22 protein-coding genes are annotated in these 25260 nt (G+C 70.8%); 8 read left to right on the top strand and 14 right to left on the bottom strand.

The features are described from left to right. Nucleotides 1-27: 27 nt before the first annotated feature. Genes H4281_RS35710 through H4281_RS35700 form a run of 3 tightly spaced genes read right to left on the bottom strand, consistent with a single transcriptional unit; the run spans nt 28 to nt 4612 of the window. Entirely contained in the window at nt 28-783 is a 756-nt protein-coding gene (locus H4281_RS35710; RefSeq protein WP_182895282.1) for an enoyl-CoA hydratase/isomerase family protein, read from the bottom strand. A gap of 26 nt (nt 784-809) precedes the next feature. Beyond that, nucleotides 810-1748, bottom strand: coding sequence for an ABC transporter permease (locus H4281_RS35705; RefSeq protein WP_182895281.1), 939 nt, complete (start codon nt 1746-1748; stop codon nt 810-812). Further along, entirely contained in the window at nt 1745-4612 is a 2868-nt protein-coding gene (locus H4281_RS35700; RefSeq protein WP_182895280.1) for an alpha/beta fold hydrolase, read from the bottom strand. Before H4281_RS35700 ends, H4281_RS35705 begins: the two co-directional genes overlap by 4 nt. 468 nt (nt 4613-5080) lie before the next feature. Here H4281_RS35700 and H4281_RS35695 point away from each other — a divergent pair, with 468 nt between their 5' ends. Further along, nucleotides 5081-6046 carry a TerC family protein gene (locus tag H4281_RS35695; protein ID WP_182895279.1) on the top strand — a complete coding sequence of 322 codons (966 nt, stop codon included), beginning with the start codon at nt 5081-5083 and terminating at the stop codon, nt 6044-6046. 38 nt (nt 6047-6084) lie between these two features. Further along, nucleotides 6085-8013: a S9 family peptidase gene (locus H4281_RS35690; protein WP_182895278.1), complete on the top strand. Its 1929-nt coding sequence runs from the start codon at nt 6085-6087 to the stop codon at nt 8011-8013. On the opposite strand, the gene H4281_RS35685 is transcribed toward H4281_RS35690, so the two are convergent. The 3 genes from H4281_RS35685 to H4281_RS35675 form a co-directional block, all read right to left on the bottom strand. After that, the gene (locus H4281_RS35685; protein WP_101439344.1) at nt 8006-8662 is read right to left on the bottom strand and encodes an RES family NAD+ phosphorylase; all 657 of its coding nucleotides are present in this window, start codon (nt 8660-8662) and stop codon (nt 8006-8008) included. The two genes, H4281_RS35690 and H4281_RS35685, sit on opposite strands and share 8 nt — an antisense overlap. Before the next feature lie 89 nt (nt 8663-8751). Further along, nucleotides 8752-9333, bottom strand: coding sequence for a DNA-binding protein (locus tag H4281_RS35680; protein WP_182895277.1), 582 nt, complete (start codon nt 9331-9333; stop codon nt 8752-8754). Between the two features lie 419 nt (nt 9334-9752). After that, nucleotides 9753-10730: a LacI family DNA-binding transcriptional regulator gene (locus H4281_RS35675; RefSeq protein WP_182895276.1), complete on the bottom strand. Its 978-nt coding sequence runs from the start codon at nt 10728-10730 to the stop codon at nt 9753-9755. A 92-nt stretch (nt 10731-10822) separates the two neighbouring features. Here H4281_RS35675 and H4281_RS35670 point away from each other — a divergent pair, with 92 nt between their 5' ends. Then, complete coding sequence (locus tag H4281_RS35670) at nt 10823-12301, top strand: FGGY-family carbohydrate kinase (protein ID WP_182895275.1); 1479 nt, start codon at nt 10823-10825, stop codon at nt 12299-12301. On the opposite strand, the gene H4281_RS35665 is transcribed toward H4281_RS35670, so the two are convergent. Next, nucleotides 12246-13067, bottom strand: coding sequence for an AraC family transcriptional regulator (locus H4281_RS35665; RefSeq protein ID WP_182895274.1), 822 nt, complete (start codon nt 13065-13067; stop codon nt 12246-12248). The genes H4281_RS35670 and H4281_RS35665 overlap by 56 nt on opposite strands. A gap of 39 nt (nt 13068-13106) precedes the next feature. On the opposite strand from H4281_RS35665, the gene H4281_RS35660 reads away from it, so the two are divergent. The 3 genes from H4281_RS35660 to H4281_RS35650 all read left to right on the top strand — a co-directional run bounded on the left by H4281_RS35660 (nt 13107) and on the right by H4281_RS35650 (nt 15217). Next, nucleotides 13107-13505 carry an NUDIX hydrolase gene (locus H4281_RS35660; protein WP_182895273.1) on the top strand — a complete coding sequence of 133 codons (399 nt, stop codon included), beginning with the start codon at nt 13107-13109 and terminating at the stop codon, nt 13503-13505. Between the two features lie 198 nt (nt 13506-13703). Further along, the gene (locus H4281_RS35655; protein ID WP_182895272.1) at nt 13704-14183 is read left to right on the top strand and encodes an MmpS family transport accessory protein; all 480 of its coding nucleotides are present in this window, start codon (nt 13704-13706) and stop codon (nt 14181-14183) included. 263 nt (nt 14184-14446) lie between these two features. Further along, nucleotides 14447-15217: an ABC transporter permease gene (locus H4281_RS35650; RefSeq protein WP_182895271.1), complete on the top strand. Its 771-nt coding sequence runs from the start codon at nt 14447-14449 to the stop codon at nt 15215-15217. Here H4281_RS35650 and H4281_RS35645 read toward each other — a convergent pair. Together H4281_RS35645 and H4281_RS35640 are read right to left on the bottom strand one after the other, a co-directional pair. Further along, the gene (locus H4281_RS35645; RefSeq protein ID WP_182895270.1) at nt 15193-15879 is read right to left on the bottom strand and encodes a histidine phosphatase family protein; all 687 of its coding nucleotides are present in this window, start codon (nt 15877-15879) and stop codon (nt 15193-15195) included. The two genes, H4281_RS35650 and H4281_RS35645, sit on opposite strands and share 25 nt — an antisense overlap. 22 nt (nt 15880-15901) lie before the next feature. Next, nucleotides 15902-17779 carry a Na+/H+ antiporter gene (locus H4281_RS35640; protein ID WP_237600292.1) on the bottom strand — a complete coding sequence of 626 codons (1878 nt, stop codon included), beginning with the start codon at nt 17777-17779 and terminating at the stop codon, nt 15902-15904. A 60-nt stretch (nt 17780-17839) separates the two neighbouring features. Between H4281_RS35640 and H4281_RS35635 the strand changes: the two genes are divergently transcribed. Beyond that, nucleotides 17840-19252 carry a carboxylesterase/lipase family protein gene (locus tag H4281_RS35635; RefSeq protein ID WP_182895269.1) on the top strand — a complete coding sequence of 471 codons (1413 nt, stop codon included), beginning with the start codon at nt 17840-17842 and terminating at the stop codon, nt 19250-19252. Nucleotides 19253-19293: 41 nt separating this feature from the next. Here the strand turns inward: H4281_RS35635 and H4281_RS35630 are convergent, their stop codons facing one another. The 4 genes from H4281_RS35630 to rnhA all read right to left on the bottom strand — a co-directional run bounded on the left by H4281_RS35630 (nt 19294) and on the right by rnhA (nt 23480). Continuing rightward, on the bottom strand, nt 19294-21933 hold the full coding sequence (locus H4281_RS35630; RefSeq protein WP_182895388.1) for a glycoside hydrolase family 2 protein: 2640 nt from the start codon (nt 21931-21933) through the stop codon (nt 19294-19296). A gap of 160 nt (nt 21934-22093) precedes the next feature. After that, nucleotides 22094-22468: a YchJ family protein gene (locus H4281_RS35625; RefSeq protein WP_182895268.1), complete on the bottom strand. Its 375-nt coding sequence runs from the start codon at nt 22466-22468 to the stop codon at nt 22094-22096. Beyond that, on the bottom strand, nt 22465-22815 hold the full coding sequence (locus H4281_RS35620) for a DUF1801 domain-containing protein (protein ID WP_182895267.1): 351 nt from the start codon (nt 22813-22815) through the stop codon (nt 22465-22467). Before H4281_RS35620 ends, H4281_RS35625 begins: the two co-directional genes overlap by 4 nt. A 185-nt stretch (nt 22816-23000) precedes the next feature. After that, entirely contained in the window at nt 23001-23480 is a 480-nt protein-coding gene (rnhA, locus tag H4281_RS35615; RefSeq protein ID WP_182895266.1) for a ribonuclease HI, read from the bottom strand. A 91-nt stretch (nt 23481-23571) separates the two neighbouring features. Here rnhA and H4281_RS35610 point away from each other — a divergent pair, with 91 nt between their 5' ends. Further along, nucleotides 23572-24357, top strand: coding sequence for a DUF1684 domain-containing protein (locus tag H4281_RS35610; RefSeq protein ID WP_182895265.1), 786 nt, complete (start codon nt 23572-23574; stop codon nt 24355-24357). Nucleotide 24358: 1 nt separating this feature from the next. Here the strand turns inward: H4281_RS35610 and H4281_RS45920 are convergent, their stop codons facing one another. Next, the gene (locus H4281_RS45920; protein ID WP_246412561.1) at nt 24359-24760 is read right to left on the bottom strand and encodes a hypothetical protein; all 402 of its coding nucleotides are present in this window, start codon (nt 24758-24760) and stop codon (nt 24359-24361) included. Nucleotides 24761-25260 lie beyond the last annotated feature (500 nt).

The following is a 25260-nucleotide window of genomic DNA, read 5'->3' as shown; positions in this document are numbered from 1 at the left end:
GTTCCCGCGCACGGCCCGGGCGGCAGGTCAGTGCTTCAGCACCTTCTCCACGTACGCCTTCACCGCCGCGAGCGCCGGTTCGGACCGCCACAGCCGCTCCACCTGTGCGTCGTCGGACACGCGGTTCTCCGCGATCCGCTGGTGATACGGCTGGCGCAGCTGCTGCTTCGTGTGCGCGAACGCCTCCGCGGGCAGCTCGCCGAGGCGGGCGGCCAGTTCGCGGGCCCGGCCGAGCAAGTCCTCGCTCGCCACGACCTCGTCGACCAGGCCGCGGGGGAGTGCGTCGGGCATGGTGACCGTCGCGCCGCTGTAGATGAGGGACGGCAGCGGCGTCGTGCCGTAGGTGCAGCGCAGGATTTCCAGCGCCGACAACGGGAACGGCACGCCCACCAGCAGCTCCGTCACGCCGATGCGGCCGGGGCCGTCCGCGGCGATCCGGTGGTCGCACGCCGCGGCCAGCACCATGCCGCCCGCGATGGCGTGGCCGTTCACCGCCGCCACCACCGGGCGCGGGAAGCCGAACACGGCGAGGAACGCGTCCGACAACGCGGGCAGGAAATCGCCGACGTAGCGCGCGCCGCCCTCGTCGAGCGCCACCAGGTCCACTCCGGCGGAGAACATGTCGCCGGATCCGGTGAGCACGACCGCGCGCGCCCCGGCGGCGTCGGCCTCTTCGAGTCTGATCACCAGCTCTTTGCAGGTGGCGGTGTCGAGGGTGTTGCCGCGCCCGTGGTCGAGGGTCACGAGTGCGACGCCGGCGTCGAGTTCCAGGTGGATCGTCACGCGCCGAACCGTACCGGACGTCCGCCTCAGCTGGTGACGTCCTTGCGTGCGAACCGGCGGCCCGCCAGCAGCAGGAACACCGTCGTGTAGATGACCGAGGACAGCACCCCGCTGGCCAGGTTCGTCCAGTCGATGTCGGTGGAGATCAAGTCGATCCAGGCGAACGAGTAATGCGTCGGCAGATAGTTCCGCAACCCTTCCAAAGCGGTGATCTGGTCGAGGATCTGCGACAGGATCGCCACCAGCACCGTCCCGCCGACCGCGCCCAGCGGAGCCTCCGTCGACACGCTCAGCAGCAGCGCGAGCCCGGCGACCCAGGCCAGCTGCACCACGATGTACACAGTGGACATCAGCAGCGCGAGCAGGCTGTCGCCGAAGCTGACCGCGTCGCCGGTGGGGCTGATCGCGTCGCCCGCGCCGTACCAGATGATGCCGACCAGCAGCGAAACCACCGGCAGCAGCACCAGCGCGGCGATCGACAGCAGCCCGGACACCGCGGCCTTCTGCCGCAGCAGCCGGTGCCGCGGCACCGGGATCGCCAGCAGGTACTTCAGGCTCGACCACGACGATTCGCTCGCGATCGTGTCGCCGAAGAACAACGCGACGATCATCGGCAGCAGGAACGTGCCGGACACGAAGAACGCGAGCACCACGAAGTTCGGCGCGCTCGCCGTCGCGAGGTCCACGAACCCGCCGGAGCGGCGGTTCGGATTCGACTGCCCGATCTGGAACGCCACCACGAGGATGAACGGCAGCACCGCGACGAACGCCAGCACCAGCTGGGTCCGCCTGCGGCGCAGCTGCCGTTTCAGCTCCACGCTCAGCCGCAGCGTCCGGTCGGCCCGGTAGCCCGCGACCGCGCCGTCCGGGCCGACCTCGGCCGGTTCCGCGGTGGCCAGGTCGCTCAGCTCCTGCAGTGCGGCCGGGTCGGTGTGCACCCCGCCGGAACCGTTGCCCTCGCTCATGAATCCTCTCCCACCAGCTGCAGGAACGCGTCCTCGAGCCGTCGGCGCGGCCCTGCCTGCTCGACCGCGACCCCGGCGCGCACGAGCGCCGCGACCGCGTCGGCGCGCGGCAGCCCGTCGAGATTCGCGTGCACCAGATCGCCCTCGGTCTCGATGTCCGACACCCCGCCGACGCTCTTGAGCGCCGCCGCGGCCGCCGCCGGGTCGCCGACCCGGAACGTGGCCTCGCCGCTCGAGGCCGCCAGCTCGCCGACCTCGCCCGAGGCGACGAGCCTCCCGCGGTGCATGACCACCACGTGCGAACACGTCTGCTCGACCTCGGCCAGGAGATGGCTCGAGACGACGACGGTGCGCCCGGTGGCGGCGTAGCGCTGCAGGACCTCCCGCATCTGGTGGATCTGCGGCGGGTCGAGCCCGTTGGTCGGTTCGTCGAGCACCATCAGCTCCGGCAGCCCGAGCATCGCCTGCGCGATCGCGAGCCGCTGCCGCATGCCCTGGCTGTAGGTCTTCACCCGGCGGTGCACCGCGTCGCCGAGCCCGGCGATCTCCAGCGCCTCGGTGAAATGCGCCTTCTCGACCGGCCGCCCGGTCGCCGCCCAGTACAGCTCCAGGTTCGCCTTGCCGGACAAGTGCGGCAGGAATCCGGACCCCTCGACGAAGGACCCGATCCGCGAAAGCACCGGAGCGCCCGGCGTGATCCGGTGGCCGAACACGCGGATCTCGCCCGCGCTCGGCGTGATCAGGCCCATCAGCATCCGCAAGGTGGTCGTCTTGCCCGCGCCGTTCGGGCCGAGCAGGCCGAGCACCTGGCCCGGTTCGACGCGGAACGACAGGTCCGACACGGCGGTGAACCCGCCCGCGTACTGCTTGCGCAGCCCCTTGATCACCAGCGGGGTGTCCGCGAGTTCCGGGTCGACGTCGTGCGCCCGGCGGCGGCGGATCGCCGCGACCACGACGACCGCGATCGCGACCAGCAGCGTCGCGCCGATGCCGATCAGCTGCCCGACCGGAAGGGGAGCGCCGACCGACGCGCCGGGCACCACCGGGACGGCGAGCGCCGCGCCCGGAGCGAGCCCGACCCGGAACACTCCCGGCTGCGTCGGCACCGAGTACGCCTGGTCCGTCGTCCCCACGACGAGCCGCAGCGAATGCCCGGAGTCGATCGGCCGCACGACGCCCGGCAGCGTCACCGTGACGTCGACCGGCGTGCCGTCCGCGGGCAGTCCGGTGACCCGGAAGGGCGCGACCGCGTTCGCGGGCAGCACCCGGGTGCCGTCCTGGCCGACGTCGTACAGCTTCGCGAACAGCACCGCTTCCGGCTGCGGATGCGCCGGGTCGGTCGCGACCTGCAACCGGACCGTGCTCGAACCGGACAGCAGCACCTGGCTGTCGAACGGCGCGGTGCCGAACTGCGCGGCCTGCCCCGGCGGGTCGCTGCTGAACAGCGGAGCCAGCCGGGAGGTGCCCGCCGCGAGCCCGTTGAGCCCCGGAATTCCGCTCACCGCGGCCGGATTCGCGCCCGCGGGCCGGACGATCGGCTGCGCCGGACCGGTGAGCGCCACCTGCTTCCGCTCGGCACCGGTGCCGTCGAGCCCGGGGTACACGGCGGCGTTGACCGTCCGCACCGACGGGGTTCCGTTGGCGCGCAACGTGCCTTGGACGTCGTAGCTGAATCCGCGGCCGGGGTCGCCCTGACCGGTGAGCGACGACCACAGGAAGTCGCCGATCTTCGCGCGCAACTGCGGTCCGGGGATGCCGCCGTCGTGGCCGCCGGTGTACCAGATCGTGCGCACCGGCCCGCCCGCCGCGGTGATCTGCCGCGCGGTGGCGTCGGACTGGTCGAGCCCGAAGAGCGTGTCGCTCTCGCCCTGCACGAGCAGCGTCGGCGCGGTGATCTTGCCGGTGACCGACGAGGGCGAGACGCGGTGCAGCAGCGCGACCGTCTCCGGGCTGGCCTTGCCGGTGGTCGCGAGTTCCGAGTACGCCTTGCACACCGCCGCGGTGAACCGGCCGCACGGATCCGCGGACGGCCGCTCCGCCCGTGCGCCAGCCGGTGGCGCGGCGGCTTGCGGCGCGGTGCCGCCGCTGTTCCCCGCGGTGCTGCCGTTGTCGTTGGTCTTCTGTCCCGCTTCCGGCGCTTCGGCGGACGGCGTGCTCGCCGCGGCCGCGCCCGAACCGGCGGAGAAGAAGATGCCCGCCCAGCTCTTCTTGAAGACGCCGTCCGGCGAGAAGGCACCGGCCGCCGGGGTCTTCGCCGACGGAGCAGCCGACGCCGCGGCGTTCGGCACGAGAGCCTGGCCGAGGTCGTTGTAGGTGATCACTGGTGCGAGCGCGCGCACCCGGTGGTCGGTCCCGGCGAGCAGCAGCGACAGCGAGCCGCCGTACGACGCTCCGGTCACCCCGATCTCGCGCTGGCCGTCGGCGCCGGTCGCCACTTCGGGACTTGCCGTCAGCCGGTCGACCAGCCGTCGTGCGTCGGCGACCTCGCCGTCGGGGTCGTTCAGCCCGATTTTGCCGGTGCTGTGCCCGAATCCGCGCGCGGACCAGGCGAGCACCACGAACCCGCGCTGGGCCAGTTCGCGCGCCTGCGGGTCCACACTGGACTTGTCGCCGCCGAAGCCGTGCGCGAGCAGCACGGCGGGCGCGGGCGTGTGTTCGGGGTAGTAGGTCGTCGTGTCGATCCGGACCTGATCGGGGGAACCGGGTGCGGCGGGCATCGCGACGAACGCGTCCTGGGTCCGGACCGGTGCGGGACCGCGGTCGCGGGTCGCCCAGACGGTCACCGCGGCCGCGGCGACCAGCACCACGGTGGCGACGGCGACGAGCCGGGAACCGCGGGTGCGGGGAAACGGGATTCGGGGCACGAAGCGACGTTATGACTATTTTCCTGAGAACGGGCATGCGGGCTAACACGGATCAGACACGGTTCACCCGCCCGGTGCCGTTCTCGCGAGCGGCGATGCCGGTTCTGCCCGGCATCGCCACGCACGAGCCCCGACCTCGCCTTCTTGCCCCCAGCGCCTCCGATTCCGCATCCGCGGTGGTTCGACTGTGCGGAGAGTGTCCGGATCCGGCCGGTTCGCCCGTCCGATGCCCGGAGTGATGAAGAAAACACGGCCGGTCCGGTGACGTAGGCAACCCCGGCTGGCGTTCGCAGCGCGTAACCGGCAGACTGAACGCGCTGTGAGGGGAGTATTCCTTCGCGGCGGTGTCGTCAGCACGGTGACCCGGGCGAGTCATTCGCCGAGGTCCCCGGCACCGTCGGCCGGTCTCGCACCGGCGGGAGAGACCTCCGGTTAGTTGCTGCTGCGCACTATCCGGAGGTTTCAGATATGACCGTCCCCCTGTGGCTGTGGTTCGCGACAGTCGGCGGGCTGCTCGCGCTGATCGCCATCGACCTGGTGATCGTCGACCACAAGCCGCACGAGGTGACCACCGGCGAGGCCGCGCGCTGGGTGATCTTCTACATCGCCTGCGCCGTCCTGTTCGGAGCGGGCATCTGGTTCTTCGCCGGGCACGACCCCGGGGTCCAGTTCTTCACCGGGTACATCACCGAGTACTCGCTGAGCGTGGACAACCTGTTCATCTTCATGATCATCATGACCTCGTTCAAGGTGCCCGCGATCCACCAGCACCGCGTGCTGCTCGTCGGCATCCTGATCGCGCTGGGCATGCGGAGCGTGTTCATCGCGGTCGGCGCGGCGCTGATCAACCAGTTCGTCTGGGTGTTCTTCGTCTTCGGCGCGGTGCTCGTCTGGACCGCGATCAGCATGCTGCGCGGCAACGGCGACGAGGAGGAGTACCACGAGAACGCGCTCACCCGCTGGGTGCGCAAGCTCTTCCCGGTCACCGACGACTACCGCGGCCACAAGTACCTGGTGAAGGAAGACGGCAAGCGGAAGATCACCCCGATGCTGCTGGTGATCGTCGCGATCGGCTCGGCCGACCTGCTGTTCGCGGTGGACTCCATCCCCGCGATCTTCGGCATCACCCAGGAGGCGTTCCTGGTCTTCACCGCGAACGCGTTCGCGCTGATGGGCCTGCGGCAGTTGTACTTCCTGCTCGGCGGGCTGGTCACGAAGCTGGTGTACCTCAGCTACGGCCTCGCGGTGATCCTCGCCTTCATCGGCGCGAAGCTGGTGGTGCACGCGCTGCACGAGTACCACCTCGCGCCGGACTGGCTGGACATCAGCAACTGGATGTCCCTCGGCGTCATCGTCGTCGTCCTCACCGTGACCACGGTGCTGAGCCTGGCGAAGGCCAAGCGCGACGAACGGCGGGCGGTCGAGGCCAAATAGGTCGTTTGCCTTGCTAAGGATCGGGTACGGTCGTCGGCATGCGTCCTGCCGACATCGAAGTCCTCGCCGTCCCCGGCCGTCCCGCGCTGCGCGGTGACCTCCTGCTCGCCGCGGTGAGCAGTCCCGACCTGGAAACCGACCAGTACCGCAGCGCGATCCGGCGGATCTCGCTCTCCGGCGGCGAAACGCCGTGGACGCAGGGGCCGCGCGACTCGTCGCCGGCGATCTCGCCGGACGGCCGGTGGGTCGCGTTCCTGCGCGCCGGCGAAGGCAAGGGCGCCGAGGGCAGCCCGCAGGTGCACGTGATGCCCGTCGACGGCGGCGAATCCCGGAAGCTCACTTCGCTGCACCTCGGTGCGGACGCGCCGGTGTGGGCTCCGGATTCGCGCTGGCTCGCGTTCACCGCGCGGGAGGCCGAGCCGGGCCGCTACGGCACCGAGGACGCCGACGAGCGCACACCGGAGCCCGCCGCCGAGGCGCCGCGGCTGATCACGCGGCTCGACTACCGCATCGACAACGTCGGTTTCCTGCGTGACCGGCCGAAGCGGCTGTTCGTGCTCGACACCTTCGAGGAGGGCGAGCCGGAAGCGGTGACGCCGCGCGACTACAGCGTCAGCCAGCCGGTCTGGACGCCGGACGGCGAGCGCGTCGTCGTGATCGTGCCGCACGACTTCGACCGGATCGAAACGCGCGAGCACGACCTCGTCGCGTTTCCGGTCGACGGTGGCGCCCCCGAGGTCCTGGCCGCCTGCGCCGGGTATGCCGATCAGCCGGTGTACGCGCCGGACGGCACGCTCTACTTCTTCGGCACGTCTCATGAGGACGGTGTCGTCGTCGCCTCCAATACCGGGCTGTACGCGGTCGTTCCGGACGGGAAACCGCGGCGGCTGACCGATGTGGAGACCGTGGACATCGAGAGCGGCTCCGGCCCGGCGGTTCCGCTGGGCGACGAGGTGCTGGTCGCCGTGCGCAATCGGGGTGCGGTGGAACTGCGCGCGATCGCGACGGACGGCGACGGTGCGAAGTTCGACGACTTGCGTGTGCTGCATGCCGGGCATTCGGCAGTCCACGGATTCGCGGCGGACGGCGGCACTGTCGTCGCGGTTGTGGCCGGTTTGGACACTGCGGGCGAGCTGGTGGTGCTTGGCGCGGACAGTCCGCGCACGCTCACCGATTACTCGAAGCCGTTGCGCGACAAGGGTCTTTGCGAGGTCGTGGAGCTCGAGACGACCGCGCCGGACGGCTACCCGGTGCACGGCTGGCTCGTCCTTCCGGAAGGCGAGGGGCCGCACCCGGTGCTGCGCGTGGTGCACGGCGGGCCGTTCGCCCAGCAGGAATGGACGGTGTTCGACGAGGCGCAGGTGTACGCGTCGGCCGGGTTCGCGGTCGTGCTCGGCAATCCGCGCGGCTCGGCCGGATACGGGCAATCGCACGGTACTTCGGTCGTGCACAACATGGGCACCGTCGACGTCGACGACGTGCTCGCGCTGCTCGACAAGGCGCTGGAGCGGCCGGACCTCGACGCGTCGCGGACCGGCATCATGGGCGGGTCCTACGGCGGGTTCATGACGAGCTGGGTCGCCGCGAAGCACCCGGACCGGTTCCGCGCGGCGTGGAGCGAGCGCGCGGTGAACGCGTGGGATTCCTTCGCGGGCAGCTCCGACATCGGCTACTACTTCACCGAGGGCTACGTCGGCGCGGACCCGGAGGAACAGCGTCGCCGCAGCCCGCTCAGCTACGCCGCGGACATCCGGATCCCGTTCGCCGTCGTGCACTCCGAGCAGGACTGGCGGTGCCCGCTGGAGCAGGCGCAGCGGCAGTTCGTGGCGCTGCGCCAGGCCGGGGTCGAGACGGAATTCCTGCTGTTCCCGGGAGAGGGGCACGAGCTGACGCGCTCGGGCAAGCCGCGGCACCGGGTGCAGCGGTTCGAGGCGGTGCTGGCCTGGTGGGCCCGGCACCTCAGCTGAGCAGCGTGTAGTTCAGCTCCTCGCACACCCGCCCGAGCGGCACGTCGAGCCCCGGATGGTCCAGCGGAAGCAGGACGTCCGGGGCGATCGGCAGCGCCGCGCCCGCGGGCGGGTCCCACAGGCACACCGAGGGCTTGCCCGCGTCCATCGACGAGCGGTACCAGAGCCCGTCGAGGTCCGGCATCGCGCCGCGGATCGCCCGCGCCCACGCCTGGGTGATCTTCTTCGGGCCGCTGGAGATCTCCTGCGACGCGCCGACCCGGGTCGGCCACAACCCGGTGAGGTCGAGCAGCCGAAGCACGCGCGTCGGGCGCACCACGACCAGCCGCGGGCCGCGCGTCGTGCGGTCCACCGTCGAGGTCGTCTGGAACACCTCGGCGACGCTCGTGCGCACGGTCAGGCCGAAATACAGCACGCCGTTGCCCGGGTCGGTGACCGGGCGGCCGCCGCGGCCGGGCGTCTGCTGGTCGAACCGGCCGTGCGGGAGCGGGCCGGTGTAGCGGAAGGTGTTCCACTGCTGCGGATGGTTGCCGTGCGCGGTGAAGATGCGGACCAGCCGGGTCTCGGGCTGCACCGAAACCACGTCGTGGCTGCGGTCGAGCCCCTTGACCAGAGCCGACCGCGCCGGAGGCGAGGGGAGCCGGGCCATGCGGGGGAGGTTGTCCGTCCTGTGTCGGGGCAGGGGGCGGGCCTGCGCCGCGGTGGGCGGGCGGTGCGCAGGCGGGGAAGGTCAGCGGGTCAGAACGGCGAGCCGAGCGTGGCGACGAGCCGGGCCACCTGCTCGGGGTCGCCGCCGGCGAGCAGCCACTGCCGCGGCGTGGCCGGCCGGTCGCTGATCACCAGGTCGGGCTGCGGGGTGTTCATGAACGCCGCGACGACCAGCGCGGGCTGGTCCTCGGGGACGGCGCGCAGCACGGTCTCGAGGCCGGGCAGCACGCCCGCGCCGTTGAACTGCCACGCGGGCAGCCGCCAGCCCTGGTCCTTCCAGCCGGTGAGCCTGCCTTCCTTGAGGCGGTGCCGGATCCGGCTGTCGTCGACGTTCAGCATCTCGGCGGCCTGGCCGACCGAGAGCGCGGAGTCGGCGAGCACGGCGTGCGCGGCGACGGTGCGCGCGCGGAAGTCCGGTTCGCCCTCGTCGCGCGGGCTCAGATCGAGCCCCGCGTCGGTCAGCGCGGCCTGCTGGTCGGGGGAGAAGTAGTGCGAGGGGTCGGGGTTGGGCGGCGACAGCCTGCGGGCCGCGTCCTCCACGAGCGTGAGAAACTCGTTCGCGTCGGCTTTGAGGCCGGCTCTTGCGAGAACGTTCTCCAGCGCTATCGACATACGCTCAGCCTAGCGCGTGTGTGCGGGTTCGTGCGGTTTCTCGCCTTTTTGTGGGTGAATTCACCAAAGATCGACACGCATCGCACAGAAGTCAACACGATGCGTAGGCGAGTTCGGGACAGTCTGCCCCGCACCGGGTGGCTTGTCCAGGCTTTCGAGTGCTTGACACTCCCGGACCGCCGATTTACGTTGCGAACGAGTAATCGGTTTCCCGCCCTCGGGTGCGGCCCGTGCTCCGCCGTCCGCGGCGGAAGCTGGGGGGACAGGGGGTGGGGCGTGCCTGGCGGCTCGGCGGATCTCCGCCGGGCCGCCAGGCACGTCGTTTCCCTCGGATTCCGTTTTCGGCCTGGGTCTGCTCGCCGGATTTCGCCGCGCGCCGGGGCTGGATCCTTGCGCCGCCGGTTTCCCGGCGCGGCCGGTCAGCGGTGCGAGCTTTGCCGGTCGATCAGCTGCGCGTCCAGCGTCGTGGTGACCGGTTCGCGGGTGCTGTCGGCGATGCGGGCCAGCAGCAATTGCGCGGCGACCCGGCCGATCTCGTACGCGGGCTGAGCCACGACCGTCAGCGGCGGGTCGATCAGCGTCGTCCACGGGGCGTCGTCGAACGAGACGATGCCGATGTCGCGACCGGCCCGCAGGCTCCGCTCCGCGAGCGCCTCCAGAACGCCGATCGCCATGGTGCTGTTGGCGACCAGCAGCGCGTCCGGCGGCACCGGCTGGTCCAGCAGGTCCCCGGCGGCGTGGCGCGCGCCTTCCGCGCGGTACTCGGCGCGGCGGAAGATCGCGTTCTCCTCGCCGACCGCGTCGAAGTAGCCGGACAGCCGGTCGTCGGCGGTGCGCACGCCGGGCGGGCCGGTCAGGCACGCCACCCGCCGGTAGCTGTTCGCGACGAGATGCCGGGTCGCCTGCCGGGCGGCGCGCCGGGTGTCGACGAGGACCTGGTCGCCGTCGGTGCCGGGCAGCGGCCGGTCGACCGCGACCACCGGGATGCCGAGCCGGCGCAGCCGCGTGACGCTCGTGGCCGGGCCGGTGGGGGAGAGCAGCACGCCCGCGACGCGTTCCTGGAGCGCGACGTCGAGGTACCGGCGTTCCTTGTCCTCGTTCTCGTCGGAATTGCAGAGCACGACCGAGTACCCCGACACCTGCGCGAGATCCTCGACCCCGCGCGCGATCGAGGTGAAGAACGGGTTCTCGACGTCGGAGATGATCAGCGCGAGCACGGCGGTCTCCTGGCGGCGCAGGTTTCTCGCCAGTCCGTTCGGGTGATAGCCGAGCTCCTCGGCGGCCTCCAGCACCCGGGCGGCCAGCTCGGGGTCCACTGTGGACTTGCCGTTCAGTGTCCGCGACACCGTGGCGGTCGAGACGCCTGCCCTGGCGGCGACGTCGCTGATCGTGGCCACCGAGCCTCCTCGTCCTGGCTTCCTTGACACCCCGGTGAGCGCAGAATACCTTGCCGGTAATCGTTTACCGTCCGCTTGCCGGGGGTGCTGTGATGCGACCGGGCCCGTTGCTCGGCATCGACATCGGCACGTCCAGTTCGAAAGGCGTCCTCGTGGGTGCGGACGGCACTGTACTGGCGCGCGCCGCCCGCCCGCACAGCACCTCCCGCCCGCGCCCCGGCTGGTTCGAGCACGACGCCGAAACCGTGTGGTGGGCCGGGTTCGCCGAGCTGGTCCGCGAACTGCTGGCCGACGGCGCGAAACCCGCCGGGCTCGCGGTGAGCGGCATCGGCCCGGTGCTGCTGCCCGCGGACGCCGGCGGACGGCCGCTGCGCCCGGCGATTCTCTACGGCGTGGACACCCGGGCGGGCGCGGAAATCGCCGAGCTGACCGCCGAACTCGGCGAAGAGTCCATTGTGGAACGGTGCGGGAGCGCGCTGTCGAGCCAGGCGGTCGGCCCGAAGTGGCGGTGGCTGTACCGGCACGAACCGGACGTCGCCGCGCGGGCCCGGCAGTTCCTGATGGCGAGTTCGTATCTCGTCCAGCGGCTGACCGGCGAGTATGTGCTCGACCACCATTCGGCCAGCCAATGCGACCCGATGTACGACCTGCGCGCGGGAGATTGGGCGGAGGACTGGGCCGCGCTCGTCGCGCCCGGAATCGACCTGCCGCGGCTCGCCTGGCCGACCGAGGTCGTCGGCACGGTCACCGCCGAAGCGGCCGCCGAGACCGGATTGCCTGCCGGATTGCCGGTCGCCTGCGGCACGATCGACGCGTGGGCCGAAGCGGCCAGTGCGGGCGTGCGCGAGCCCGGCGACACGATGGTCATGTACGGCACCACGATGTTCCTCGTCCAGGCTGTCGCCGAGGCCCGTCCGGTGCCCGGCTTGTGGGCGACTCGCGGGGTTTTCCCGGGCAGCTACTCGCTGGCCGCCGGAATGGCGACCTCCGGCGCGATCACCGACTGGCTGCGGGAACTCTTCGACGGCGATTTCGCCGAACTGGTCGCCTCGGCCGGTCAGGTCCCGGCCGGAAGCCGCGGATTGCTGATGCTGCCGTACTTCGCGGGCGAGCGGACCCCGGCGCCGGATCCGCTGGCACGCGGGATGATCGCCGGGCTGACCACGTCGCACGGGCGGGCGGAGCTGTACCGCGCGGCGTTGGAGGGGACGGCTTACGGGGTGCGGCACAACCTTTCCGCGATGGGTGCTCCCGCGCGCCGATTGGTGGCGGTCGGCGGCGGGACGCAGGGCAGGGTGTGGACGGGGATCGTCAGCGACGTGACGCGGACGCCGCAGCATCTTCCGACGGAAACTGTCGGGGCGTGCTTCGGGGACGCGTACCTGGCGGCGGTGGCGGTCGGGTTGGAGCCGGATATCGAGGCGTGGAACCCGGTCGCCGAGGTGATCGAGCCGGATCCCGTCCGGGCGGATCGGTACGACGAGTTCTACGCGCATTACCGGGCGTTGTATCCGGCTACGGCGGAGACGGCGCATTTCCTTGCGCGGCAACAGGATCTGGCGGCGGAGTGAGCTGCCTGGCAAAGCAGGCGCCCGGGGTGAGGCCGGTGAGGGCCCGGCATTCGCGGGTGAGATGCGGTTGGTCGGCGTACCCCGCAGCGACAGCTAGATCGGCGAGGGTCGCTACGGCGGGGGCCAGTGCGATGGCTCGTTGGAGGCGCAGGATTCGGCGGTAGGTGGCCGGTCCGTAGCCGACTGCGAGAGTGAAGAGGCGGCGCGCCTGCCGTTCGCTTCGGCTCGGTTCAGCCGGATGCCCCGCGGATGGTTCGGCGGCACTCGACCATGGCCGCGCGCTCAGTTGTCGCGTGGCGGGTGCTTCTCCTCGGCTCAGATTTCCGGTGTCCCCAGCGGACTCCGCGGCGAGTCTCGCCAGCATCCGCTCCACCACCGGATCCGCGGCGGCGGCCCGCTCCGTCGCGACATCGGCCATCGCGTCGGCAAGGTCGCGGCCGCTGAGGATTTCGTCGGCGAGAGTCGCGCCGCGGCGGTTCCACAGGTCCGGCAGCGGGACGCGGCTGTCGCGCAGTTCGTCCGCGCCCACGCCGAGCATCGCGGCCGCCGCGCCGGGCCGGAAGCGCAGGCCGCGCAGGCGCGTGCCGGGCGGGTACACCGACGTCCACGCCGTCGTGTCCGGTCCGGCCACGAACACCTGGCCCGCGCCGGCGACGAGGTCCACGCAGCCGTCCGGGACGATGCGCTTCGGGCCGGGCTCGACCGACTCCCAGCGGCACCGCACGAGGCGGCGCAGGGACTCCGGCGGCGGGCTTTCCGAGTACACCCCGCGATCATCCCCCTCGGGTACGACAAAATGGCGCCCATGACCCCGATCGACGCCCTGGCCTGGGTCCACGTGCGGGACCGGCGGCTGCTGTCCGTCCGCACGACCGGCAAGGAAAGGTTCTATCTCCCCGGCGGCAAGCGCGAACCCGGCGAGGGCGACGTCGAGGGGCTCTGCCGGGAGATCCGCGAGGAACTGGGCGTCGCGCTCGACCCGCTCAGCTTCCGGTTCTTCGCGCTGCTCGACGAGCGGGCCGACGGATTCGCCGACGGCCGCCGCGTCCGGATGACCTGCTACACCGCCGACCACACCGGCGAACCGGAGCCGTCGGCCGAGATCGCCGAGGCCGCCTGGCTGAGCGCCGCGGACGCCGCCGCCTGCCCGCCCGCCGGACAGCGCGTGCTGCGAATGCTGGCCGAGGCCGGGCTCGTCGACTGATCACCCTGCGTCAACCGGGGGATGCGCGAGCGTCATCGGCATCGTGCGTGGTGACCGTGCTCGTGAGCGAACGTCCCCTACCCCCATCAGGGTGAAATGGAGCTGATTTTCTCGGGTTGGCTAACGCCGTGTAACGGTCTGGCGAAGAACCAGACGTCGCACTCGCGGGAAGTGCGCTCGAGAAGAGAAGACCTCTCCATGGGTGTTCCTGGCGCGACCCGGCCCACGGCGGCCCGGGGGGAAACGGGCAGGCTGCGGCCGCTCGGAAGCGTGGTGGTCGTGGCAGGCGTCATCGCCGTCGCGGTCACTGTCGCGTGGTACGTCATGCCGAAAGCGACCCCGGACCGGCCCGCCCCGGCCGCGTCGGTGCCGTCGGTGACCGTCGAACCCGCCGTAGCGCAAGAGGTGACCCGCACGGTCGTCTACGAGCTGACCGGCGGGGACGTCGCGCACAACCTCACCTACGTCGCGACCGGCGGCGACCTCGAACAACAGGCCGAGGTCCAGCTGCCCTGGTCGGTGACGGTGCAGCGGAAGGCTCCCGCCGCGCAGCCGGTGTTCAGCAGCCTGGTCGCGCAGAGCGCCGGGGCGCTGCTGTGCCGGATCCGGGTCGACGGGCACGTGGTCGCCGAGAAATCGGTGTCCGGGGAGGGGCGGCAGCTCAGCTGCAGCGCCTGACCGGAGCTGCTCGAAGCTCTGGGGCCCGCGTCGGGGTTTCGCAGGAGCGCGGGGGTCTCGCCCCGCTGCCGGGCCTGGCTCGCGATATCAAGGTCCGCGGGAGCGAAGCCCTGCAAGGGTCTCGCCAGCGGCTGCTCCGCATCGCCCTCGCAAGCGCCCCTGCAGCCAGGCCGCCGCGAAGAAAGCCTCATCGGGGGCAGCACCGGTCCGGGACAAGGCCCCGGTTCGCCGCGCCGAACCCCGGCCTGCGGCAGGATCACCCCGTGAACGGTGCGATCGGATTCGGGCCCGCGCTGATCGCCGTGCTCGCGGTGCTGACGCTCGCGGGCGCGGCCGTCGTCCGGTTCGGGCAGCTCGGGCAGGGGCGGGCGGTGCTCGTCGCGGCCGTCCGCGCCGTCGCGCAGCTCGCGCTCGTTTCGCTGGTCATCACGGTCATCCTGCGGTCGGGCTGGCTGACCGGGTTGTTCGTCCTCGCGATGTTCACCATCGCCGCCGCGACGTCCGCGAGCCGGATCGGGGTGCCGAAGCGGATCGGGTGGGTGGCGCTGTCGCTGGCGTCCGGCGTGCTTCCGGTGCTGGGGCTCGTCCTCGGGTCGGGCGTCGTCCCGGCGAAGCCGATTTCCGTCGTGCCGATCGCGGGGATCGTGATCGGCGGTTCGATGACCGCGACCTCGCAGGCGGCCCGCCGCGCGCTCGACGAACTCAAGCAACGCCGCGGCGAGTACGAAGCCGCGCTGGCGCTGGGGTTTCTGCCGAGGCATGCCGCGCTGGAAATCTGCCGTCCGTCGGCCGGGCACGCGTTGATCCCGGCACTCGATCAGACCCGGACGGTCGGCCTGGTGACGCTGCCGGGCGCGTACGTCGGCGTCCTGCTGGGCGGGGCGAGCCCGCTGCAAGCCGGTACGACACAGGTGCTGGTGCTCATCGGGCTGCTGGCCGCGGAGGCGATCGCGGTGCTGGTGACGGTGCAGCTCGTCGCGGCGGGGGTCGTCCGCCGCGACGAGCCGGCTCAGCCGAGCGGGGCCGCCAAGTGAGACCGGTCGTTGAAGCCGCGGATCAGCCAGTTCTCGCCGTGCACCACGAGGTGCGAGATCGAGCCGTTGTCCGCGCCCAGGAACGCGAACCGCTCCAGCGCACGGCTCGCCTGGGCGAAGACCTCGCCGATCACGCCGCCGTGGGTGAACACCGCGACCCGCTGATCGGGATGCGCCGCGGCGATGCGGGTGAGCGCGGCCCGGATCCGGAGGCCGAACGCTTCGTCGGATTCCGCGCCGGGCAGGACGTCCCACCGCTGTTGTTCCCACAGCTTCTGCGCCAGCGGATGCCCTTCGGCGGTGTGCTTGCGGAACAGCCCGTTTTCCCATTCGCCGAGGTGGATCTCGCGCAGGTCCGGCTCGACGGCCGGGGTGAGGCCGAGCTTTTCCGCCAGCGGCGCAGCGGTTTGCGCGGTGCGCCGCAAGGTGGTCACGTACAGCGCTTCGATGCGTTCCGACGCCAGCCGCTCGCCGACGCGGGCGGCGTGGTCGCGGCCTTCCGGCGCGAGGTCCGGGTCGGCCTGGCCGTCGACGAGATCGAACGGCTCGCTGAGCCGTTGCGGCATCGATTCCCCGTGGCGCACCAGGAAAATCTCGGTGGCGCCCGAGGGCGGGCTGAAGCGGTGCTGGCGGTACTCGACTTCCTGTTCGGGCGTGCTCATGCCCCGACCCTAACCGGTCGGCTCAACCGAGTTGCTTGTCCACGAAGCACCATCGCCACGTCTCGCCCGGCTCGAAGCTGCGCATCACCGGGTGCAGGGTTTCGCGGAAGTGCTGCGAAGCGTGCTTGCCCGGCGACGAATCGCAGCAGGCGACGTGCCCGCACTTGAGGCACTTCCGCAGGTGCACCCAGGTCGTCCCGGCTTCGACGCATTCGGCGCAGGAGTCCGGGGAGCTGGGCTCCTTCTCCGGCCACTCGTGGCTGAGGTGCTTGCAGGACCCGGCCGTGGCGGCGGGGGTGCTGAGTTCGCGTTCGGCCACCGGGGGTTCCTCCTCGTCGCGGTCGAGCATGGATTCTTCGATGTCGAGCCGGGCCAGCACGCGGCGCAGCACCGCGTCGTCGGCACTGCCTCTGTCCCGTGCCTTCAGGAACACTTCGCGTTCGGCTTCGAGAAGCTGGACGCGCAGCCGACGGTAGGCGTCGCTGGGGGTTTCGGCGAGCGCGCTCTGCCTGCCGAGTTGTTCCCAGGCGGCGTCGGACCGGCCCTGCAACCGGTCGCGCAGCCGCTCGATCACCTCGGGCGGGTCCTCCGGACGCCGCAGCTCCTCCAGCTTCGTGAGCGCGGCACGGGTCATGTCGTGCAGCACGGCGGCTTCCTGGAGAGCGTCCTCCGCCGGGTCCGGCCGAGGCAGGCGAAGACGGCGGATCAGCGGCGGCAGCGTCATGCCCTGCACCACGAGCGTCCCGGCCACCACGACGAACGCGGCCAGCACGAGCACCGCGCGCTGCGGGGTGTCAGCCGGCAGCACGAACGCCGCGGCGAGCGTGACCACGCCACGCATCCCGGCCCACGCGATCACCGCCGAGTAGCGCCACGGCCACACCTTGCCGCGTTCCACGCCGAGGGTGTCCAGGAGGCGTTTCACCACGCCGATGCCGACCATCCAGAGCATCCGCGTGAGGATCGTCGCGGCGAGCACCGCGGCGCAGATCCCGACGAGCTGCCACAGCGACAGCCCGCTCTTGCCGACCTCGTGCAGGATGCCCCGCACTTGCAGGCCGATCAGCAGGAAGACCATGTTCTCCAGCAGGAACTGGACGGTCTCCCAGTTCAGCCTGCTGGCCAGCCGCGACGGCCCGGACTGGATGCGCGGCGTCTGGTGTCCCTGGATCAGGCCGGTGACGACCACAGCCAGCACGCCGGATCCGTGCACCGCTTCAGCGAGCAGGTACGCCGCGAAGGGGACCGCGAACGACAGCGCGGTGTCGGTGAGCGTGTCTTCCAGCTTCGCGCGAACGTACGTCACGATCAGCCCGACGAGGAAGCCGACGACGATCCCGCCGGCCGCTGCGAGCAGGAAATCCAGACCGACCTGCCAGAGGCTGACCGCGCCGGCGATCGCCGCGATCGCGGTGCGCAGCGCGACGAGCGCGGCGGCGTCGTTGAAGAGGCTTTCGCCCTCCAGCAGCCGGACGAGCTTGCGCGGCATCCCGACCCGCCGCGCGACCACGCTCGCCGCCACCGCGTCCGGCGGTGCGACGACCGCGCCCAGCGCGATCCCGGCGGCCAGCGGCAATCCCGGCACGACCAGCCAGGCGACCAGCCCGACGCCGAACGCGGTGAACACCACCAGCCCGACCGAAAGCAGCGCGATCGGCCCGCGCAGCTTGCGGAACGCGATCAGCGACGTCTGGATCGACGCCGAGTACAGCAGCGGCGGCAGCAGCCCGATGAGGACGATCTCCGGGTCCAGTTCGTACTGCGGCACCCCGGGGATGAACGACACCCCGACGCCGACCGCGACGAGGCACAGCGGAGCCGACCAGTCCATCCGGCGCGCGACGACGGTCACCAGGAGAACCGTCAGGACGAGCGCCACCAATTCCGCTGCGATTTCCACGGGACAATCATCACCCGCGGCCCCGGAGCACGCGCGGGGGCCGGCGTTAGGCTGCCGGGCGTGACGACGGTGGAGACGCGGGCCGGTGCCGTCCGCGGCGAGGTGCGGGACGGAGCAGGGTTGTTCCTGGGGGTGCCGTTCGCGGAACCGCCGGTGGGGGAGCTGCGGTTCCGGCCGCCGGTGCCGGCGGCGTCCTGGACCGGGGTGCGCGACGCGACGGAGTTCGCGGCCAAAGCCCCGCAGCCCGACGTGACCGGGAAACGCTTCGTCGGCGACGAGGACTGCCTGTACGTCAACGTCTACGCGCCCGAAGCACCTGGTTCGTATCCGGTGCTCGTGTGGATCCACGGCGGGGGCGGGGTGATGGGCGCGCCGCACCAGTTCGACGCGTCCGCGTATGCCCGCCGCGGTGTGGTCGTGGTGACCGTCGCGTACCGGCTCGGGGTGCTCGGCATGCTCCGGCTGCCCGGCGTTTCCGACGGGAATCTCTCGTTGCACGACCAAGTGCTCGCGCTGGAATGGGTCCGCGACAACGTGGCCGCGTTCGGCGGCGACCCGCGGCGCGTCACGCTCGCCGGGCAGTCCAACGGCGGCCGCACGGTGGGGACGCTGCTGGCGGTTCCGGCCGCGAAAGGGCTGTTCAGCCAGGCGATCGTGCAGAGCGGCACCGGCGTCGGTTCCGTCGTCCACACCCCGGCCGAAGCGGAAGCTGTCGGCGAAGCGGTGCTGGCCGAGCTGGGCAACGCGGACCTGCGCACGCTGCCGGTCACGGAGATTTTGACCGCGCAGCAACGGGTCACGGCTCAGCTCGGCACCCTCGTGACCTACCGCGTGGTGGTCGACGGGGATCTCCTGCCGCAGCGGCCCGGCGAAGCTGTCGCGGACGGGGCGGCCCGGGAAGTCCGGATCCTCGCCGGCACCACGGCCGACGAACAGGATCTGTTCTCCTGGCTGCAAACCGGCGGCGCGAAACTGCTCGGCACCGGTTCGACGATGCTCGGACCGGACGACCTCGCGCGGATGACCGAGGCGTACCGGGAGCTGCTGCCGGACTGGCCGGAGGACCAGCTGGTGAACCGCGTCCGCACGGCGGGGGACTGGTGGCTGCCGGCGATCCGGCTGGCCGAGACCCAGCACGCGGCGGGCGGCACGGCGTGGATGTACCGGCTGGACTGGCGGATCGCGCCGCGCGGGAAGGGGCTCGGCGCGGCGCACGGGGTGGACCTGCCGTTCGTGTTCGACGACGTCGGCAACCCCAACTGGCGCTTTATGTTCGCCATCGCCCGCCCGGATCCGGAGCGGCTGCGGGCGATGGCGGAGGAGATGTTCGGAACGTGGGTCCGGTTCGTGGCGACCGGCGATCCGGGGTGGGCGTCGTACCGGCCGGAGGACCGGGTGACGCGGGTGTTCGACGACGTCAGCGAGACGGTGTCGGATCCGGACGCGGGGCAGCGGCGGCTGTGGGACTCGTGAGTGGCAATCACGGTTCTAACCGCGATTGCCACTCACGAGTCCTAGTCTTGTACGGTCTGCGTTCCGGTGTTCCAGCCCGCGACCCGCACCGACGGCGCGGAGCCGTGCAGATCAGCCGTGCGGTAAGTGGCGGTGATCGTCACCGATTCGCCCGGCCACAAGCTGACCTGGTTGTCCGACCAGCTGACCGGAAGCACCGGAGTGCCCGCGCTGTCCACCATGTGTGCGTCCACCATGAACGCCGGGGTCTTGCCCGACGAGGTGTTGGTGAGCTTCACCGTGGTGACGGTGGTGCCGTCCGGACCCGGAGCGGAGGTCGCCGTGGCGCCCACCTTCGCCGCGCCCAGCTTCGACAGCCCGGACAGATCCGCGTACGACGACGTCGGCGTGTAGTACCAGTCCGACTTGCTCCAGTTCAGCTTGTCGTCCTTGGTGGACAGCCAGTACACGTTCCGGCTGACCTCCTTGCCCGCCGAATCGGTGAGCACCAGCTTCGCCAGGTAGGTCGAGGAAAGCCCGCTGACCGAACCGATGTCGAGCGCCTTCGCGTGCGCGCCGCCGCCGTTGACCGAGAAGTCCTTCTTGGTCTTCGAGAACTTCTTCGTGCCGTCGGTGTTGAAGAGCTCGACGGTGGCGGTCAGGCCGGACGCCTTCTTCGTGGTGGAGTTGACCACCTCAGCCGATTTGGTGTCGTAGGAGTACTGGATGTGCAGCGGCTCGTTCGCCTTCTTGGCCCCGAAGTAGGAGCCGTTCTGGTCGAGGTAGGCGTCGAACAGCTGCCAGTGCAGCGACGTCCAGCCGCTGTTGAGCATCCAGTAGATGAGCCCGGTCGAGGGGTCCTTCGAATCGGTGAAGTTGCGGGAGTGCGATTCGAACTCCGCGCGGACGTTCTCGTACTGCGCCAGCTGCGCCTTGCGGACGAAGTCGTCCAGGCTGGTCGGCTTGCCGTAGCGGCCGGCCAGCGCGTCGCCGAAGATCTTCAGGTTGGCGAAGGTCTCCGACTCGGAGCGGTGGTACTGCGGCGCGGCCGGGTTCTTCCAGAGCGTTTCCAGCTCGGCCGGCGTCATCATCCGCTTGAGCGTGTCCATCGTCGGGATGTCCGGCCCGGCGCTGGTCTCGGAGTTGAAGTTCCACGCGCCGCCCGCGTCCTTGTGCGCCTTGTCGTACCAGTAGTTCGGCGGGACGTAGTCGTACGGGCCGTTCATCTTCATCCCGGACGGGCCGAGTTTCGGCGACGCCTTGGCCGAAGCCGCGGAGATCACCGCCGCGGGCCAGTCCGCCGCCGACAACGCGTCGAGGTAGCCCTTTTCGATCCGCGCGTCGGGCGCGAAGTCGCTGCCGATGTGGAAGGACAGCACGCTCGGGTGGTCGCGCAGCCGCTCGGCTTCGGCGGTCATCGACGCCTTGGCGATCGGGTAGTCCGCCTCGGTCCACGGCTCGCCCTTCTCGTCGCCGTTGACCTGGCCTTCCCACTTGTCGCAGCATTCCCAGCCAGGCATGGTCAGCACGCCCATCCGGTCCGCGAGGTCGAAGAACGCGTCGGGTTCGATGTGGCCCTCGAGCCGCACCGTGTTGAGGCCGAGGTTCTTGACGTAGGCGAGCTTGTCCGCCGCCCGGCCCGCGTCCCAGCGCAGCAGCAGGTCGGGGGACCAGCCGCCGCCCTTGATCATCAGCGGCTTGCCGTTGACGACGTACTGCCGCCCGCCGCTGGAGTTCAGCGGGGCCTTGACGTCGCGGATGCCGAAGCTGGAGCGGCTCGCGTCGGACGCGGTCCCGCCGACGGTCGCGGTCAGGTCCAGCTGCTGCATCGGCTGGCCGCCCATGCCTGCGGGCCACCACACCTGCGGCTTGTCGACGCCGATCACCGGGAAGGTGACGGTCTTCTTTTCGTGTGCGGCAAGGGAAACGTCCTGGCTCACCGGCTTGCCCGCGACGGTGCCGGACACCGTGGCACGGACCGCGGAGTCGGAGTCGTTGCGGACGTCGGCCTTCGCCGTGAGGTCGGCGTGGTCGAGCGCGGGCACGTTCAGCTTCGTGACGACGTGCGCGCCGCGGAGCGCGACCGGCCCGCTGTGCCGGACGAGGACCTCGCGCGCGAGCCCCATGTTCTGGTCCGGCGGGGTCTGCGCCCAGTCGATCCAGCCCATCGACAGGTCGTTGTTCGGGTCGTTCGGGTAGACCTTGAACGCGACGCTGTTGACGCCCTCGTGGACCTGCTTGGTCACGTCGAGGTCGTGCCGCGTGTAGGGACCGTTGACCTCGTCCTTGGTGGCGACCCGGGTGCCGTTGACCCAGACGTCGGCCTTGGACAGCACGCCGCTGACGTCGAGGTAGGTGCGCTGGGTCGGGTCGGCGACCTTGATGTCGGCCCGGTACCACCACGGGACCTTGAAGTCCGCGGTGGGCACGTTCTTCATGTTCGTCGAGTAGAAGGGGTCGGAGTAGCGGCCGTTGGCGAGCAGCCCGGCGTACACCGTCGACTGCGAGCCGACCGGGTACCAGCCCTTGGCGTCGAAGCCGGGCTTCGACACCGAGGCGTCGTCGGACACCTTGGCCGAGGACTGGATCAGATAGCCGGGGATCGCGGCCTGGCCGGGCTCCGGCCCGGCCGAGGCGGCCCCGGCGAGTCCGGGGATCAGCGCTGCGGTCAGGGCGGCGACTGCTAACAGCCGTCCGGGCATTCTTGGCCGGCGTGGGGTCACGAGCGGTCCTCCTCGGGCTCCTGGCGGCGGCGATTGTTAGTAAAGTTCCTTAACGATTGCCGGTGATCGTAGCCGCCCCGGGCGTCCGGGAACAGACCTCGACGGGGTCTTTTCGCCCGATTTTCCCCCGCGGTTCCGCTTAGCGTGCGTCGACGTAGTACCAGCGCCCGCCCTCGCGGACGAACCGGCTGTTCTCGTGCTGCGAATCGTCGCGACCCTGATAGCGGTAGTGCGCGCGGAACTCGACGGTGCCCTCGTTCTGCAGCAGCGAACCGCCGGTCTGGCCGAGGATCTCCAGCCGGGTCCACTCCTGGGCGGGATCGAGCCGCAGCCGCTTCGGGCGGGTGTCCGGATGCCAGGTGTCGAGGAGGTAATCGGGCTCCCCGACGGCGAACGCGCAGTACCGCGACCGCATCAGCCGTTCGGCGGTCGGGGCGTGCTGGTCGCCGCGGTGGAACCGGCCGCAGCAGTCGGCGTAGGGCTCGGGCAGCCCGCAGGGGCAGGGGTTCGTCACGCCGCTGATTCTGTCTCCAGTGCCAGAGCCTGCCGCACCCAGGCGGTGATCTGCTTGGCGTCGACGTCCTCCGCGCTGCGCAGTTTGACGTGCGCCATCTCGCGGGCGCTCGGTTCGAGGTCGCCGTCGAGAAGCTGGCCGCGCCAGAAGGCGAGCGTGACGTATGAGCTGTACGCCTTCGCGAGGCAGACCGGGTTCTTGCCGGCCTTCCAGGTGGGCGCGCCGTGGTAGAGCGCGGCCGGTGCGGGCATCGCGTGGTCGAGGGCGGGCAGGAGGGCGGCATAAACCTCGCGGAGCGCTTCTGGCTGCGCGGCGACGTACTGGGCGACGGTCGTGAACTTCGGCATGGCTTGTCCTCTCGGCTTGCTGATGCTGCCGAGCTTGCCTTCCGATGATTTATATTGTCAAGATGAATTTTTTTGTCGGACGGTGCCCGCTTGACCGAGACGATGACGCCGCCGCCTCGTGAAACCGCGCGGGTCCGGTCCGTGGAATCTCCTCGAACAGGTAATGCCGGGCGTGATCCGCAGACTCAGCCGCGAGCCCGGCGCACCCCGGCCGCGGCGGCTTCCTGCGATCCCTTGACCGCGAGCTTGTCCGCGCGCTCGTTCTCCGGAAGCCCGGCGTGGCCCTTGACCCACAGCCACTCGACCTCGTGCCGCTCGCAGGCGGAGTCGAGGCGCTGCCAGAGGTCGGCGTTCTTGACCGGCTGCTTCGCCTGCGTCTGCCAGCCGTTCTTCTTCCAGCGAGGCATCCACTGGAGGATGCCGTTGCGGACGTACGTGCTGTCGGTGTAGATCCGCACCACAGACGCGCGAGTGAGACTTTCCAGCGCGCGGATCGGAGCCATCAGCTCCATGCGGTTGTTGGTGGTGACGGTGTCCTCGGCTCCGTACAGCTCGCGCTCGTGCTTGCCGTAGCGCAGCAGCGCGCCCCAGCCGCCCGGTCCGGGATTTCCGCTGCACGCGCCGTCGGTGTAGATCTCCACGGCTTGTTCCGTCTGCTCCGCCACCCGGCGACCCTACCGTTCCCACGTGCTGGGAGCCGGAATGCCATGCCGGGGACGGTGTTGTGCCCTGGACACTCACGGAAGGGATCCGGACATGGCGGTGGAGTTCGCACAGGCGTGGCAGGACTGGAAGGCGGAGCGGGAAAAGACGCTGGCCGATCCGTACGGCTGGCTGGCGCTGGTGTCCCTCGACTGGCTCGAGAATTCGCCCCGGACATACCCCGGCCTGCCCGGCCGATGGTGGCAGGACGCCGAAGCCGCCTACGTCGACCCGGCCGGCGGGGAGCTGCGGCACGAAGGCGCTTTGCTGACGGACGTCCACCGCTTCGAGCTGGTGAACAGCGGCGCGGGCACCCGGGTGACGGCCGGTTCGGTGGAAATCGAGATCGCGCGCCGGTCGGGCTACCTGATCCGCGTGCACGACCCGAAAGCCCCTGTGCTGCAGGACTTCCACGGAGTCCCCGCGTACGAACCAGACCCGGCGTGGGTCCTGACCGGCCGCTTCGAGCCGTTCGACGAACCGCGGCCGACGACGGTGGGGGCGGTAGTGGAAGGCCTGTCGCACGTCTACACCGCGCCTGGCCGAGTGGTCTTCGAGCGCGACGGTGTCGAGCATGTTTTGACTGCGTTCAACGGCAAGACCGGCGGCTACAGCATCCTCTTCACCGACGCGACCAGCGGCGTGACCACCTATGCGGCCAATCGTTCCCTGCCGGTCGCCGAGGCTGCCGCGGACGGAACGGTGACGCTGGACTTCAACCGGGCGGTGAACCTGCCGTGTGCGTTCACGGATTTCGCTACGTGCCCGCTGCCGCCTGAAGGGAATCACCTGCCGTTCGCGGTGGAGGCGGGGGAGAAGATTCCTTACGAGCGGCAGTAAGCTATTTGATCGGCTCGGCGCTGTCCCCGGCCAGGAGCAACTGCGGCACTTGAGAAAGTGCCCAGCCGGACCCGGCCGGGGTCAGCACCCAGACGACGTCGAACCGGTCGTCCGGCCACTTCCGCGGCGCAGCCACCCCGAACGCGGCCGCGAGCGCGGGGATTTCCTCGTGCTGCCAACTGATCAACGTCGGCTCCGTCCGCCGGGCGACCTCCGCGGCGAGCGCGCTCTCGCTGCCCTTGGCGTAGGTGGTCAGGACGGTTTTGCCGAGCCGCTCTGCCAGCGGCCCGGCAGTTTCCCGCGGCCGGGTGCCCTCACCACCGCTGCCGCCAGCCGCGTAGACAGCGGTCGGCTTGGCGAGCCCTGTGCGGTAGGCGCCTGTCGCCGGGGCGAATAACTCCACGAGCGCCCCCCGCCCGGGTCCAGCCGCGGACGGTCAACGAGTGCGAATCGGGGCTGCCGTTCACGTCAATCCCTTGCGGCCCAGTCGAACCGGACGGTTTCTCGGCGTGCCGGATGATCATCACGCGCGCCCCGCCAGGCTGAGCGGGCGGTGCCGCAGCGGTGGCTTTGGACTGGTTGGCCGCGCAGCTGGCGATGAGCAGCGCAGCGCTGCTCGCCGCGCCGCTGAGCAAGGTCCGCCGTGACCATAGCTGCGCTGTCATGCCGCTCCCCCGATCCGTGCTGCGAAAGTTGACCCGTCGCCTGAGTACTCGGTCGAGGCTGGCCAGGCAAGGCACCGCGCACGGAGGCGGGCGGAATCGCAAGACGAAGGCGAGCAATCCGTGTAACACCCTCCTCTGGCTGTACGACTTGCATCCCGGCAGCTATGGAGCCGGAAAGCGGCTCCGTGGCGATCTGTGTGGAGGGGGCCTGGATGCTTGAGTGCGTGGCTCCGCGAGC

The sequence above is a fragment of the Amycolatopsis dendrobii genome (genome assembly GCF_014145675.1).
GTDB classification, from domain to species: domain Bacteria; phylum Actinomycetota; class Actinomycetes; order Mycobacteriales; family Pseudonocardiaceae; genus Amycolatopsis; species Amycolatopsis dendrobii.
Note: the sequence above shows the minus strand (reverse complement) of the source record. Positions and strands in the feature narration are given on the sequence as shown.